We start from the raw sequence: 13288 nt of genomic DNA, 5'->3' as shown, positions 1-13288 counted from the left end.
GCCAGCAGCGACTCCAGGTCGATGTCGCAGGCGTGCTGCGAGGACACGACGACCGTGTCCAGACGCACGGCCTTGTCACCGTCGTACTCGATGGTGACCTGCGTCTTGCCGTCCGGGCGCAGGTAGGGGATCGTGCCGTTCTTGCGGACCTCGGACAGCCGCTTCGACAGGCGGTGCGCCAGGAAGACCGGCAGCGGCATCAGCGTCGGCGTCTCGTCGGACGCGTAGCCGAACATCAGGCCCTGGTCGCCCGCGCCCTGCCGGTCCAGCTCGTCACCCCCGTCACCCGCGGCGGCACCCTCGACCCGGTTCTCGTAGGCCGTGTCGACGCCCTGCGCGATGTCCGGGGACTGCGCGCCGATGGACACCGACACGCCGCAGGAGGCGCCGTCGAAGCCCTTCTCGGAGGAGTCGTAGCCGATCTCCAGGATCTTGTTGCGGACCAGGGTCGCGATGTCCGCGTACGCCTTGGTCGTGACCTCGCCGGCCACGTGCACCAGGCCGGTGGTGATCAGCGTCTCGACGGCGACCCGGGAGGTCGGGTCCTCGCGCAGAAGCGCGTCGAGAATCGTGTCGCTGATCTGGTCAGCGATCTTGTCGGGGTGGCCCTCGGTCACGGACTCCGAGGTGAACAGGCGACGAGGCATGACTCTCCAGAGAAGCGGCGGTGCCCCGGAGGGGACACCGCGCGGACGGACGGTTCGGGTTGCCGTGCCCGCCGGCACGGCCGTTCAGAGCAGGTGCCGGCGCATCCAGTCGGCCAGCGCGCCGGAGGCCACCGCCGCCGCCTCGGGCCAGGCCCGCTCGGCGGACTCGTCGGCCTGGTCGCTCACGTACTTCACGATCCGCACCGGCACGCCGAACCGCTCGGCCACGGACGCGATCGCGTAACCCTCCATGTCGACCAGATCGGCCCGCTCGGCCAGCAGCGCCCGGGTGCGACCGTCGGCGACGAAGGCGTCACCGGTGGCCAGGGTGGGGCCGGGCGCGGGCCGTACGGTCAGCGGACGGCCGTAGTGGACGCCGCTGAGCCGGTGCAGCACCTCGTCCGGCAGGTCGTGCTGGATGACCCGGCTCACCTCCACGACACCGCACGGCAGGTCCCGGAGCGAGCCGGCCGTACCGACGTTGACGATCTCCCGCGGACGGGCCGACGACAGCGCCAGCGTCAGCTCCACGGCGGCCCGCACCTTTCCCATTCCGGTGACCAGTACGGGAAGGGTGTCGTCGAAGCATGCCGCCTCGGCGTCCGCCGCCACCACGATCAACGGACGGTCGGGGCGTACCTCGCCGCGGAGACGAGCGGTGAAGGAGGCTTCGGGCAGGGGGGAGAGCAGCACGAAATATCCTGTTCGGGAGGGGGTCCGTGGAGACGGGACCGGTATCAGGCGTTCTGAACGGCCGGAGGCGTGGCCGACGGGACTTCGGAGATCTCCGGCAGCACCGGTGGCAAACCGGCGGTGAAGGGCACGTAATTGATGGACACGGTTCTCCAGCGAGGCGACGCGGCGGCGGGCCGCGAGATCACGGCCGTTCCCATGTTTGCCTCGATCGGACCAGGAGATCCCTAAAGCGTGCGCCCCCACGAGAGACCGGAAGGAGCGATCGAGAAATGGCTACTGCGGGGCCACAGGCGGTGGCATACTCGCACAGCTTATGTTTGCTCAAAACGCCGCCGTGTTCTTCTCCGTGGACTGCGTTCTGGTCCCGGGAAGAAGCCTGTCCCGCCTCGTCGAGGAACGCCTCGGACTGAGCGGGGCCTCGGGCGTGCACGAAAGCGGGCAGTCCGACGACGCGGAACGCTGGAGGGGCATCCCGGAGAAGGCACTGCACACCCAGCTCGCGGGCCTGCCCGTGGTCCCCGGCGTCGCGGAGACCACGCAGTGGTGCTGGAACAACGGCCTCGTGCCGATCGTCTCCAGCCTCACCTGGACCCCGATCGGCGCGCACCTCGCGGAGCGGTTCGGCTTCCACTCGTACTCGGGCCGCTTCCTGGACGCGATGAACGGCAGGTTCACCGGCCGGGCCGGAGCCCCGGTCACGCCCGCGGACCAGATCGAGTTCGTCCTGCGCCGGGCCGACGAGCTCGGCGTCGAGCCCACCGACTGCGCCGCCGTGGGCGCCTGCCCGACCGACGGCCCGCTCTTCGACACCGTCGGCCTGGGCATCGCCTTCAACGCCCCGCCCGACGTGCGCGCACGCGCGACGACGTACGTCGAGGGCGAAGACCTGCGTGCCGTGATCCCCGCGCTGGAGCGTCTGACCGTCAGCAGGGTCTGACCGTCGGCAGCGTCCGGCGGACGGCGCACCGCCCCCCTGTTCGGCGCACTGAACGAGCCGCCACAGTCCACGTCGCCGCTCTCGCGTTCGCAGGCGCGAAGCAAACCTGCCAGGGACGCGGCCGGATCGAAGGGGTGCCCCACGGCCCGGATCTCTGTGGTGGCCACCAGGTCTGGATCGCGCACGGCACCGGCGACCTGCCTCACACGTATATCTCGCGGGTGTCGCCCCCGTCTCCTCGACGACCTGGACGCGCTGGGCGGACTGGTCCGCCGTGCCGCCGCCGACCTCCCGTGGGACGCCGCTGTGCTCCTGGCCCGATGCCTCGGCGGGGGAGATCCGGTTCGACGGGACCCGCTGGACTCGTGCCACCGGCGAAGTGCGACGCGGATGGGCGCGGGGCGCCCTTGAACCGCTGCGCGGGAAGCCGAGCCAGGTGCGCCGTCGTCCTCGTCCTGACGACGATACGCCCGCGCACACCTGCGGACCCCGCCGGCTGGTGATGCCCTTGCTCGCGGCACTGGATACTCGATCCGTCACATGATCGATGCGCGCCTCGGCAGTTGCCGTGTCGCGCCCACCTCAGAAGGCAGATCCCAGCGTGTTCCAGGAAACTCCGATCTTCAACCGCCTTGTCGCCGAACGCGGTGATGTGCCCGCGCAGGCTCGTGGTGAAGCCGACCGCATACGCCACGAACTGGCGCGGGTCCTGCCCTCAGCTCCCTGGCCTGCCGCCCCCGCGGTCCGGCGGCAGCCTCACATGCCGGGCGGAGGCGTCGCACAGGCCGCCCTGTGAGACGCGCTCGCGCAGGCGAGCATCAGGCATAGGCCCAGGGGGCGTTCCAGGTTGGTCAGCCGGCGTCCGGCCACCGGCCCGGATGCCCCGCCTCGTCCGAGCGTCGCATCGCCTCGGCCTCGTTGTACTCGCGGACCGAGGTCAGCCACGCCCACGGTTTGATCTCGTCCAGGGCAAGGCCGGGGCAGGCCAGCCGGTGGGCCGACGCTCGCCGGGCAGACGGCAGTTCGGACAGATGGGCGGAGCAGGTGGCTCGGGGCCGGTCGCGCCGTCGACGGCTGCCTGCGCCCGGTCCGCCGGCTCCCACGGCTGCCGGGTGTCCGCCGTCGGCTGCCGGAAGCTGTCCGGGCCGGACCCGGGTAACGGGATGATGCTGTCCTCGCGCTGGACGTACTCGTCGTCCCCCATGCTCTCGAGGGTGCGGGCCGCCCCGCGGATGGGGGTAGGGCGCGATCCGGGCACAACGACAGCCGGTGCGAAGCCCATCGCTCGAAGATCGAGCGAGCCGCCGAGGCAGCCGCCTCCGGCCAACCGAAACACCTGAGACTACCCACGTTGGTGATGGTGCCGGTCAGCGCAGCGGGTGAGACTGATCAGGCTTTGGACCTGCGGGGGTCGGTGGCGCCGGGGCGCAGGACCGATGGTTCCCGCAGTTCGGCCTGCCTGTGCAGACGATCACTAGGGAAGAAGAGCTGGGGAACGCCATGCGGCAGCTTGAAATAGCACTGATCGGCGCCGGACTGATCGCACGGATGCACCTCGAGGCGTGGATCGGCGCCGGGGCGTCCGTGCGCGTCCACTCGCTGGACGGTCGGGCCGCGGACCTGGCCGACGAGTTCGGGGCGAAGGCCGTGGACTCCTTGGCCGACGCGCTGGACGGCGCGGACGCCGTCGACATCTGCTCGCCGACGGACACCCACCGGGACATCGCCCTGGCCGCCATCGCCAACGGCGTGGCGGTCGTGTGCGAGAAGCCGCTTGCTGCCGACGTCGGTGAGGCCGAGGAGATCGTCGATGCGGCGGAACGGGCCGGGGTACCGGTCTACCCGGCGCACGACATCCGCTTCGCCCCCGCCTTCGCCCGGCTCCATGAGCTGGTGGACGAGGGCCGTCTGGGAGCGGGCACGGTCGCCCGGTTCACCGTGGCCGGATATCACCCTCGGCCCTGGAGTGGTCACGCCTCCGCGGAGTCGGGCGGGATCCTGACCGACCAGATGCTGCACGGCGTGGACATCGCCTACTGGCTCTTCGGGGACGTCGTACGCGTGCACGCCCACTACCAGGGGGAGATTGCCGCACCCGCCCTGGAGGGAACCGCCGCGGTCGGCATGGCCGTGCTCACGCACGCCAGTGGCGCGCTCAGCCAGATCGTGAGCCGGTGGACACCGACGCCGCAGCCGCCCATTCGCGTCACCTACCATGTCTCGGGCACGGGCGGGACGATCGTCCACGACTCCGAGTGGCCCCAGGAGATCCAGGTGTCCGGCGGCCCGGCCGGGACCTTCGGCTACTACGGGGAATCCCCGTTCGCCTCCGAGATCCGTGAGTTCGCACAGGCGTTGAGGGGCGGACCCGAGCCGCGTCTGGTGTCCCACGACGCGCTGGCAGCCGTCCGCATCACCCAAGCCGCGGCACGGTCCGCATGGACAGGACGCGCCGTCGAACTGCCCGTGAAGGGGGCCGCCGCATGAAGGTCGCCGTGTTGTCGTTCGCCCACGAGCGCGCCACGACGTACGCTCAGCTGCTGCACGACATGCCGGACGTGCAGTTGGTCGTCGCGGATCCCGACGGCGCACCGGACGATCCGGCGCGGGGGAGAAGCACGGCCCGTCGGCTCGGCGTGACGTACATGGACAGCTGGGACCAACTTTTCGCGCTGCGCCCCGACGCCGTGGTCGTCACGAGTGAGGCCGACCGCCGCCGCGAACTGGTCGAGCGGGCGACCGCGGTGGGGGCACAGGTGTTGTGCGAGCACCCACTGGCAGCCGACGAGGCGGACGCCGAAGCCATGGTGCGCGCCTGCGAGGACGCGGGCGTGCGGCTGAGCATGGCCTCACCGGCCTGCTTCGGTCCGGCGTTCGCCGCCGTACGGAGAGAGATCGCCGAAGGTGAGGTCCTCGGCGGGCTCACGGCCGTGCACGGGGCGTACAACAGGCCGTATCCGGCCGGGACGCAGGATGCGCGGGCCGGGGCGCTGGCCAGCAACGCGCCCCACCTGCTGGACATGGTGGACGCGGTGCTCGACGGGGCCCCCGCGGAGGAGGTCTACGCGCAGTCGAACAGTATCCTCGGCACGGAGCCGGGCGTGGAGAGCGGGGCGCTTGTCACCGTGCGCTACGCGGGCGGAACCGTCGTGTCGATCGACTGCAGTTGGGGTTCGGCGGACACCGGGCCGACCGCGGGCGGACCGGCCATGACCTTCATCGGGGACCGGGCCAGCGTGGAGTTCACCGCCGTGCCGCGGCTGCTCGGCGGATTCGACTCCGTCACGTCCAGCGAACGGTGGGTGACGCGCGGGGACGACCCGTACGCGGTCATGCTCGGCGAGTTCATCGGTGGGGTCCGCCAAGGGAGCGGAGTCGGCCCGGACGGTGTGGCGGGGGTGCGCACGCTGCGGATCACCGAGGCGGCTCGCGCATCGCTACGCACCGGCCAGCCCGTCGAGTTGGCCGTGCCGCAGAAAGTACTGCCGTGACCGCAGCGCCGTACGACGCTACGGTCTGGCCAGTTCACGCCGTGCGTTCCGGCGTGCTCGGGCACCCTGTTCCCTGTTGGCACCTGCCTTTGAACCTCGCCCTTGACCTTGCAATCTGGAGACGCGCATGACCACCATCGGCATCATCCTCGGCAGCACCCGTCCCGGCCGCGTGGGGCCGCAGATCGCGGAATGGATCCAGAAGACGGCCGACGCGCGCGAGGACGCCGACGTCGAGCTCGTCGACATCGCCGACTACGCCCTCCCGCTGTTCGACGAGCCGCGTACCCCGCGGATGGGAGCCTACGAGCACGATCACACCCGTGCCTGGGCCGCCAAGGTCGCCGAGCTCGACGGATTCGTCTTCGTCACGCCCGAATACAACCGGTCGATTCCGGCCGCGCTGAAGAACGCCATCGACTTCGTCTACAACGAGTGGAACAACAAGGCCGCCGGGTTCGTCGGATACGGCAGCAACGTGAGCGGCGCCCGCGCCGTCGACCATCTGCGGCACATCGCCGGGGCGGTCCAGCTGGCGGCCGTGCACACCCAGCTCCATCTGTCGCTCCAGGCCGACTTCGAGCAGTTCACGACATTCAAGCCGACCGAGCGGCACGAGGCCACGCTCCAGCAGCTGCTCACCGAGGTGATCACCTGGACGGACGCGCTCGCACCGCTCCGCCAAGCCTGACCTGCCTCTCCTGCGGCAGGCGGTTCACCACAGTGGCGATCCGCCTGCCGCTGCCTTGCGCGGGCGGCGAACCCGTCGGGCTGCGGAGGGGCGCGCGAGTCGGTGCCGGTGCCCCTCATCCGCCAGGGCGGACGTTCGATCCTCGCGGACATCCGCGTTGGCGTATCAGTGTTGCTCGGTCCCTTTCTTCAGTGACGGAGTTCCCGATCCACTGATGGGCAAGTTCGTGTACGACCAGCGTTTCGTCGGGGGCTTCTCGAAGTACGGCTTGGCCTGGGTCTCCAGTGCGTATCCGAGACCGGGAGACGGCCGACGATCGCCCCGGTGCAGGCGAAGGGGTAGCGGCCGAACCGACTGGTTGCCCAGTCGATGATCTCGGAGATCAGCTCGGTCATGCCGGGAGAGTCCTCGACCTCGTCAGCGTGGCCCCGCCCCCCCCGGGGGTGTCCCCCGCCGAAGCCGCACCGGGTCTGGCGGTTCCGTCCGGACGACCGCGCCGTGACGTCCGGGCGGAATCGGCCCACGCAAACGTCGAGATGAAGGCGGCCGCTGTCGCGGTGCAGCCGGCCGATGCATGCGTGACCCGGGGGAGGGTGACGACGGCGCCGGCGGGTCGGTGCGGTGGTGCGTGCATATGAGAGTGCCCGTCTCCAAGGAATTCCGAGCAGATCTGTATCGGGCCTCAATCGTTTGGAATCAAATTCTCCGGCGAGCCCGGAATTGCTTGGCCGATCGCTCGTGCCCGGCTTGAGGTCGCCGCCGCCCTACCAGCCCTGGGGATGGCGGGTCGTTGTCGCTCGTCTAATGTCTCCCCTGGAGATACCAGACGGACCACGTCGTCACGACGGTGTGAGAGCCATCGCGGGACGCATATGCGAATCTCATTTCTTGACGGTCAAGCGGGCATTTCCCTATTGGGAAGGATTCCATGAGCGACGCAATCTCCTTCGAGGAGCCGTGGGCGCGTACCCATCAGTTCGACCCTCCTGCGATATTTGATGCGCTGCGCCAGGAACGGCCGCTCGCGAGAATGGTGTACCCCGACGGACATGTCGGCTGGATCGTCTCCAGTTACGAACTGGTTCGCAAGGTCCTCAGCGACCCGAGGTTCAGCCACAGCACGGAGATCGGTCACTTCCCGGTGACGCACCGCGGACAGGTGATGCCCAACCACCCGCGGATTCCCGGGATGTTCATTCACATGGACCCGCCCGACCACACCCGCTACCGGCGGCTGCTCACCGGCGAGTTCACCGCACGCAGGGCGAACCAGCTCGCGACGCGGGCGCAGGCCGTGGCCGCCGAGCAGATCGACGTGATGCGGGAACACGGCTCGCCCGCGGACCTGGTGGCCACCTTCGCCAAACCGCTGTCCCTGCGGGTCCTGTCCGAGTTCGTCGGTCTGCCCTACGGCGAAGCCGACCGCTACGGTCACGCACCGACGCTTCTGCACGACTCCGACGCGGACCCGCAGGAGGCCGCGGCCGCCATGGGGCAGGCGGTCGCCTTCTTCGCAGAGGTCATCGAGCGCAGGCGCAAGGAGCCCGAGGACGACCTCATCAGCCGCCTCATCGCCGGCGGCCGGCTGACCACCGAAGAGCTGTGCAACATGGTCACACTGCTCCTCTTCGCGGGGTACGAGACCACCGAGAGCGCCCTCGCCGTCGGTGTGTTCGCGCTCCTCCACCACCCCGATCAGCTGGCGGCGCTGCGCGCGGACCCCTCGAAACTGGACGCCGCGATCGAGGAACTCCTCCGCTACCTCACGGTCAACCAGTACGACACGTACCGCACCGCCCTCGAGGACATCGAACTGGACGGGGAGACGGTCAGGAAGGGCGACAGCATCACGGTGTCCCTGCCGGCGGCCAACCGTGACCCGGCGAAATTCGAGTGCCCCGCCAAGCTGGACATCGGGCGCGAGACCTCCGGCCACATGGCATTCGGCTTCGGTATCCACCAGTGCCTGGGCCAGAACCTGGCGCGCGTCGAACTGCGTGCCGGATTCTCCGCTCTCCTCCGTGCGTTTCCCGATCTCAGCCTTGCCGCTGATTTCGAAGAGGTGCCACTGCGGCTCAAGGGATCCGTCTTCGCGGTGAAGAGCCTACCCGTCTCCTGGTGAACTCCCTTTTCCCCGAAAGGATCTGCGGCACCGTGCGCACCGACCTCATCAAGCCCCTGCCCGTGGCACTCCTGGAGAACGCGACCCGTTTCCCCGACAAGGTCGCGTTCGCCGACGACCGGCGAGCGGTCACCTACGGGGACCTTGAGGAGCGGACGCGTCGGCTGGCCGGACATCTGGCACACCTCGGCGTCGAGCGCGGCGACCGCGTGGCCATCTGCCTCGGCAACACGGTCGCCACCGTGGAGAGCTACCTGGCGATCGTGCGCGCCGGGGGCATCGGGGTGCCGCTCAACCCCGCCTCGACGCAGGCCGAACTGGACTACCTCATCGCCGACAGCGGCGCCGTGGTGCTCGTCACCGACGCCGCTCGGGCGCAGCGCTTCAGGGGCGCACGGGGGGAGACCCCCGGGACCCTGCTCGTGACCGGTGAGGTTCCGGAAGGTCTCCTCGAAGGGGCGGGAGTCCACGCGTACGACGAACTCGCCGACCGTGAGCCGTCCCTGCCCGCCCGGGACGATCTCGCCCTGGACGACGTGGCCTGGATGTTCTACACGTCGGGAACGACCGGCCGGCCCAAGGGCGTCCTGTCGACGCAGGCCAACTGCCTGTGGTCCGTCGCCTCCTGCTACGTACCGATTCCGGGGCTCACGGACCGGGACCGGGTGCTGTGGCCGCTGCCGCTCTTCCACAGCCTCTCGCACATCGCGTGCGTGCTCTCCGTCACCGTCACCGGTGCCACCGCTCGGCTCATGGACGGCAGCTCCGCCGAGGACGTCATGCGGGTGCTGCGCGAGGACGGCTCGACCTTCCTGGCCGGCGTCCCCACCACCTACCACCACCTGGTGACGGCCGCCCGCCACAGCGGCTTCCGCGCGCAGAACCTGCGCATCGGCCTGGTCGGTGGCGCGGTCACCGGATCAGGCCTGCGCCGAGACTTCGAGGAGACCTTCGGGGTCCCGCTGGTCGACGCCTACGGCAGCACCGAGACCTGCGGCGCCATCACCATGAACCCGCCGGACGGCGCCCGGGTCGACGGCTCCTGCGGTCTGCCCGTGCCAGGCGTCGACGTCCGCATCGTCGACCCCGCCACGGGAGCCGACGTCCCCGCGGGGCGGGAGGGGGAGGTCTGGGTCAGCGGGCCGAACATCATGGTCGGCTACCACGACAGCCCCGAGGCGACCGCCGAGGCGATGCGGGACGGCTGGTTCCGGACCGGAGACCTGGCCCGGTGCGACGAGTCCGGCTACTTCACCATCTGCGGCCGGATCAAGGAACTCGTCATCCGCGGCGGCGAGAACATCCACCCCGAGGAGGTCGAGGCAGTCCTGCGCACCGTCGAGGGCGTCGCTGACGCGGCGGTCGCCGGCGCGCCGCACGACACGCTCGGCGAAGTGCCGGTCGCCTATGTGATCCCCGGCCCCACCGGATTCGACCCGGCTTCGCTGGTCGCCCGCTGCCGCGAGCAACTTTCCGCCTACAAGGTGCCGGAACGGATCCATGAGGTCACCGCCATCCCCCGCACCGCGTCGGGCAAGATCAAGCGACGCCTCCTGGCCGAGCAGCCGGGCCGTCTGCGGTACGCCGCGGGTGGACACCACGACACGCTGACGCGCGTCGAGTGGATACCGGCGCCGGAGCCGGACAACGCAGCCGTGCCCGCCCGGAGTTGGGCGCTCGCCGGTCCTGAGGCGGCTGAACTCGTCCGCCCCTTGGAAGCGGCGGGCGGCGCAGTGCGCACCTACGCGGATCTGGCGGCGGTGCGCGCCGCAGTGGCCGGCGGCGAGCCGGTTCCGGACGTGACCGTCCTGGTGCCCCCGACCGGAGCCGAGGCCGGACAGGGCGCGGACGCGATCAGCGTGGGTCGCAGCAGGGCCCGTCTCCTGGCCGAGGACGTGGACTCCTGGCTGGCACGACCAGAACTGGCGGCCTCCAGGCTGGTGATCCTCACGCGCGGCGCCGTCGCGCCGCACACGGCGGAAACTGTCCCGGCGGACGCGGCGGACGCGCTCGCCACGGACCCGGCGGACGGCCTGCAACAGCTCGCCGACGCGCCGCTCTGGGCTGTCGCACGCACCTACCAGGAGGCCCGGCCCCAGTCGCTGACCGTCGTGGACGTTCCGTACGGCCGGGGTGCTCCGGACTCCCCGGACGTCCTGGTGGCGGCGCTCGCCTCCGACGAGCCCCAGATCGCGGTGCGTTCGGACGCACTGCTCGTCCCCCGGCTGAAGCGTCTGCCCGTCCTCGACGGCCCGCAGCCGAGTTCCTGGCCCGCAGCCGCCGGCACCGTGGTGGTCACCGGAGTGGACACCGAACTCGGCGCGGCGCTGGCCCACCGTCTTGCCACCGTCCACCGGGCGCGGAACCTGCTGCTCGTCGGTGCCCCCGGCACCACCGGCACCACCCCCGGCGACGAACTGGCCTTCGCCGAGACGAGCGTCATCCGCGTCACCGCTGACGCCGCCCATCCGCAACCGCTGCGGGATGCCCTGGCCGACCTGCGTCACCCGGTCACCGCAGTGGTGCACGCCGCCCACGCCCCCGAACTGGCCCTGCAGCTCGACCACATGACGGCGGCGGAAGAGGACCTCTCCACCTTCCTCGTGGTGTCGTCCGCTGCAGCCGGACTGCTGGGCTCTCCCGACGACCCGGCCGCAGCCGTCGACGCGATCCTGAGCGAGGCGGTGGTACGCAGCCGGCGCCTGCGCCACCTGCCCGGCGCATACCTCGCCTGGGGTGGCCGGCCGGGCGACCGCGACGGCTCCGGATCGACCGGCGCGGATGCGGGCCGACCGCCTCAGGAACTGCTCGCCGCTTTCGACGTCGCCCTGACGACGAACCCTCCGTCGCCGCTGGCCGCCCTGCCCGGCACACCGGCACACGACGCCCAGGCGCCCGCGCTCCTGCGCTCCTTGGCCGAGAAGCCCGCTCGAACGGGTGAGCCGGACAAGACCGTCGCGGCGGACCTGCGTGACCGGCTCGCCGAGCTGGAGGAGCGCGCGCAGCTGGCACTCCTCGAAGACCTGGTCTGTACGCAGGTCGCCGATGTGCTGCAGCTGGACGGTTCCGAACCGGTCCCGACCGACCGTGCCTTCTACGAGCTGGGCTTCACCTCAAGGGCCACCGGCGCACTGCGCAACGGGCTGATGGAGAAGACCGGACTGCACCTGCCCTCCACGATCGCCTTCGAGCACCCTACCCCGGCGGCCGTCGCGGCCTTTCTGCGGTCCGAGATCCTCGGGGACCCGGAGCCCGCCCCGGTCACCGAGACGGTCCTCGCCGCCGACCGGGACGAACCGCTCGCCATCGTCGGCATGGCGTGCCGGCTGCCGGGCGGTGTCTCCTCGCCCGAGGAGTTGTGGAAGCTGGTCGTCGACGGCGTCGACGCCGTCTCCGACTTCCCCGAGGACCGGGGCTGGGACCTCGAAGGCCTCTTCGACGACGACCCGGACCACGCGGGCACCTCGTACGCCGCCCAGGGCGGTTTCCTCCACGAGGCGGGCCTGTTCGATGCGGGGTTCTTCGGCATCTCGCCGCGTGAGGCACGGGCGATGGACCCGCAGCAGCGGCTGCTCCTGGAGACGTCGTGGGAGGCGCTGGAGCGTGCGGGTATCGACCCCGTCTCGCTGAAGGGCGCCGACGTCGGCGTGTTCTCCGGTCTGTTCGGCCAGGGGTACGGGACCGGTACGGCCACGCCCGAGCTGGAAGGCTTCGCGACCACGGGGCTGGCGTCCAGTGTGGCCTCGGGCCGGGTGTCGTACGTGTTCGGTTTCGAGGGCCCGGCGATGTCGGTGGACACGGCGTGTTCGTCGTCGCTGGTGGCGATGCACCTGGCGGCCCAGGCGCTGCGGCAGGGCGAGTGCTCGATGGCGCTGGCCGGCGGCGTCGCCGTGATGGCGACCCCCGACCACTTCGTGGAGTTCTCCCGCCAGCGGGCGCTGGCGGCCGACGGTCGGTGCAAGGCGTTCGCGTCGGCGGCTGACGGCACGGGCTGGTCCGAGGGTGTGGGTGTCGTGGTTCTGGAGCGTCTGTCGGTGGCGCGGGAGCGGGGGCACAAGGTTCTCGCCGTGCTGCGGGGCAGTGCGGTGAACCAGGACGGTGCGTCCAACGGACTGACGGCCCCGAACGGCGCCTCGCAGCAGCGGGTTATCCGCAAGGCACTGGCCGGCGCCGGGCTTTCCCCCGCGGACGTGGATGTCGTGGAGGCGCATGGTACGGGTACGGCGCTGGGTGATCCGATCGAGGCACGGGCGCTCTTGGCGACGTACGGGCAAGGCAGGGATCCGGAGCGGCCTTTGTGGCTGGGGTCGTTGAAGTCGAACATCGGTCATGCGCAGGCGGCGGCGGGTGTGGCCGGTGTGATCAAGATGGTGCAGGCGCTGCGGCACGAGGTGCTTCCGGCGACCCTGCACGTGGACGAGCCGACGACGCAGGTGGACTGGTCGGCCGGTGCGGTGGAGTTGCTGACCGAGGCGCGCCGGTGGCCGCGCGACGGTCGACCGCGCCGGGCGGGCGTGTCCGCGTTCGGCGTCAGCGGGACCAACGCGCACCTGATCCTGGAGGAGGCCCCCGAGGACGAGGAGGCATCTGCCGAGGTGACGCAGCGGTCGTTGGCGTCCGCTGGTGTGGTGCCGTTGGTGGTGTCGGCGCGCGGTGAGGGTGCGTTGGCGGGTCAGGCCGGTCGGCTCGCGTCGTTCGTCGAGG

The 13288-nt window shown here is 70.8% G+C and carries 9 protein-coding genes; 6 read left to right on the top strand and 3 right to left on the bottom strand.

Going from position 1 to position 13288, the window contains the following annotated elements:
* A partial coding sequence (locus BIV23_RS42190; protein WP_281250209.1) for an S-adenosylmethionine synthetase N-terminal domain-containing protein occupies positions 1-647 on the bottom strand: 647 nt, incomplete at its 3' end.
* 84 nt (positions 648-731) lie between these two features.
* Positions 732-1340, bottom strand: a complete 609-nt coding sequence (locus tag BIV23_RS42185; protein WP_245790914.1) for a nucleosidase — start codon at positions 1338-1340, stop codon at positions 732-734.
* Positions 1341-1677: 337 nt separating this feature from the next.
* Between BIV23_RS42185 and BIV23_RS42180 the strand changes: the two genes are divergently transcribed.
* Positions 1678-2280, top strand: coding sequence for an HAD family hydrolase (locus BIV23_RS42180; RefSeq protein ID WP_079173753.1), 603 nt, complete (start codon positions 1678-1680; stop codon positions 2278-2280).
* 851 nt (positions 2281-3131) lie between these two features.
* Here the strand turns inward: BIV23_RS42180 and BIV23_RS42175 are convergent.
* Positions 3132-3383 carry a hypothetical protein gene (locus tag BIV23_RS42175; protein ID WP_245790913.1) on the bottom strand — a complete coding sequence of 84 codons (252 nt, stop codon included), beginning with the start codon at positions 3381-3383 and terminating at the stop codon, positions 3132-3134.
* Positions 3384-3780: 397 nt separating this feature from the next.
* Here BIV23_RS42175 and BIV23_RS42170 point away from each other — a divergent pair, with 397 nt between their 5' ends.
* The 5 genes from BIV23_RS42170 to BIV23_RS42150 form a co-directional block, all read left to right on the top strand.
* Entirely contained in the window at positions 3781-4767 is a 987-nt protein-coding gene (locus BIV23_RS42170) for a Gfo/Idh/MocA family protein (RefSeq protein ID WP_071386299.1), read from the top strand.
* Entirely contained in the window at positions 4764-5771 is a 1008-nt protein-coding gene (locus BIV23_RS42165; RefSeq protein ID WP_071386298.1) for a Gfo/Idh/MocA family protein, read from the top strand. Before BIV23_RS42170 ends, BIV23_RS42165 begins: the two co-directional genes overlap by 4 nt.
* 127 nt (positions 5772-5898) lie before the next feature.
* The gene (locus tag BIV23_RS42160; RefSeq protein WP_071386297.1) at positions 5899-6462 is read left to right on the top strand and encodes an NADPH-dependent FMN reductase; all 564 of its coding nucleotides are present in this window, start codon (positions 5899-5901) and stop codon (positions 6460-6462) included.
* 928 nt (positions 6463-7390) lie between these two features.
* Positions 7391-8584, top strand: coding sequence for a cytochrome P450 (locus tag BIV23_RS42155; protein WP_071386296.1), 1194 nt, complete (start codon positions 7391-7393; stop codon positions 8582-8584).
* Between the two features lie 32 nt (positions 8585-8616).
* Positions 8617-13288 (top strand): beta-ketoacyl synthase N-terminal-like domain-containing protein (locus BIV23_RS42150; protein WP_143079234.1); only part of this gene is annotated, 4672 nt, incomplete at its 3' end.

Source organism: Streptomyces monashensis (assembly GCF_001866665.1).
GTDB lineage: Bacteria > Actinomycetota > Actinomycetes > Streptomycetales > Streptomycetaceae > Streptomyces > Streptomyces monashensis.
This window is presented reverse-complemented; position numbering and strand designations above follow the sequence as displayed.

Bases quoted from the DNA above. Each gene is read 5' to 3' on its own strand.
- BIV23_RS42165 (WP_071386298.1), top strand. From the start codon at position 4,764: ATGAAGGTCGCCGTGTTGTCGTTCGCCCACGAGCGCGCCACGACGTAC.
- BIV23_RS42170 (WP_071386299.1), top strand. From the start codon at position 3,781: ATGCGGCAGCTTGAAATAGCACTGATCGGCGCCGGACTGATCGCACGG.
- BIV23_RS42160 (WP_071386297.1), top strand. From the start codon at position 5,899: ATGACCACCATCGGCATCATCCTCGGCAGCACCCGTCCCGGCCGCGTG.
- BIV23_RS42155 (WP_071386296.1), top strand. From the start codon at position 7,391: ATGAGCGACGCAATCTCCTTCGAGGAGCCGTGGGCGCGTACCCATCAG.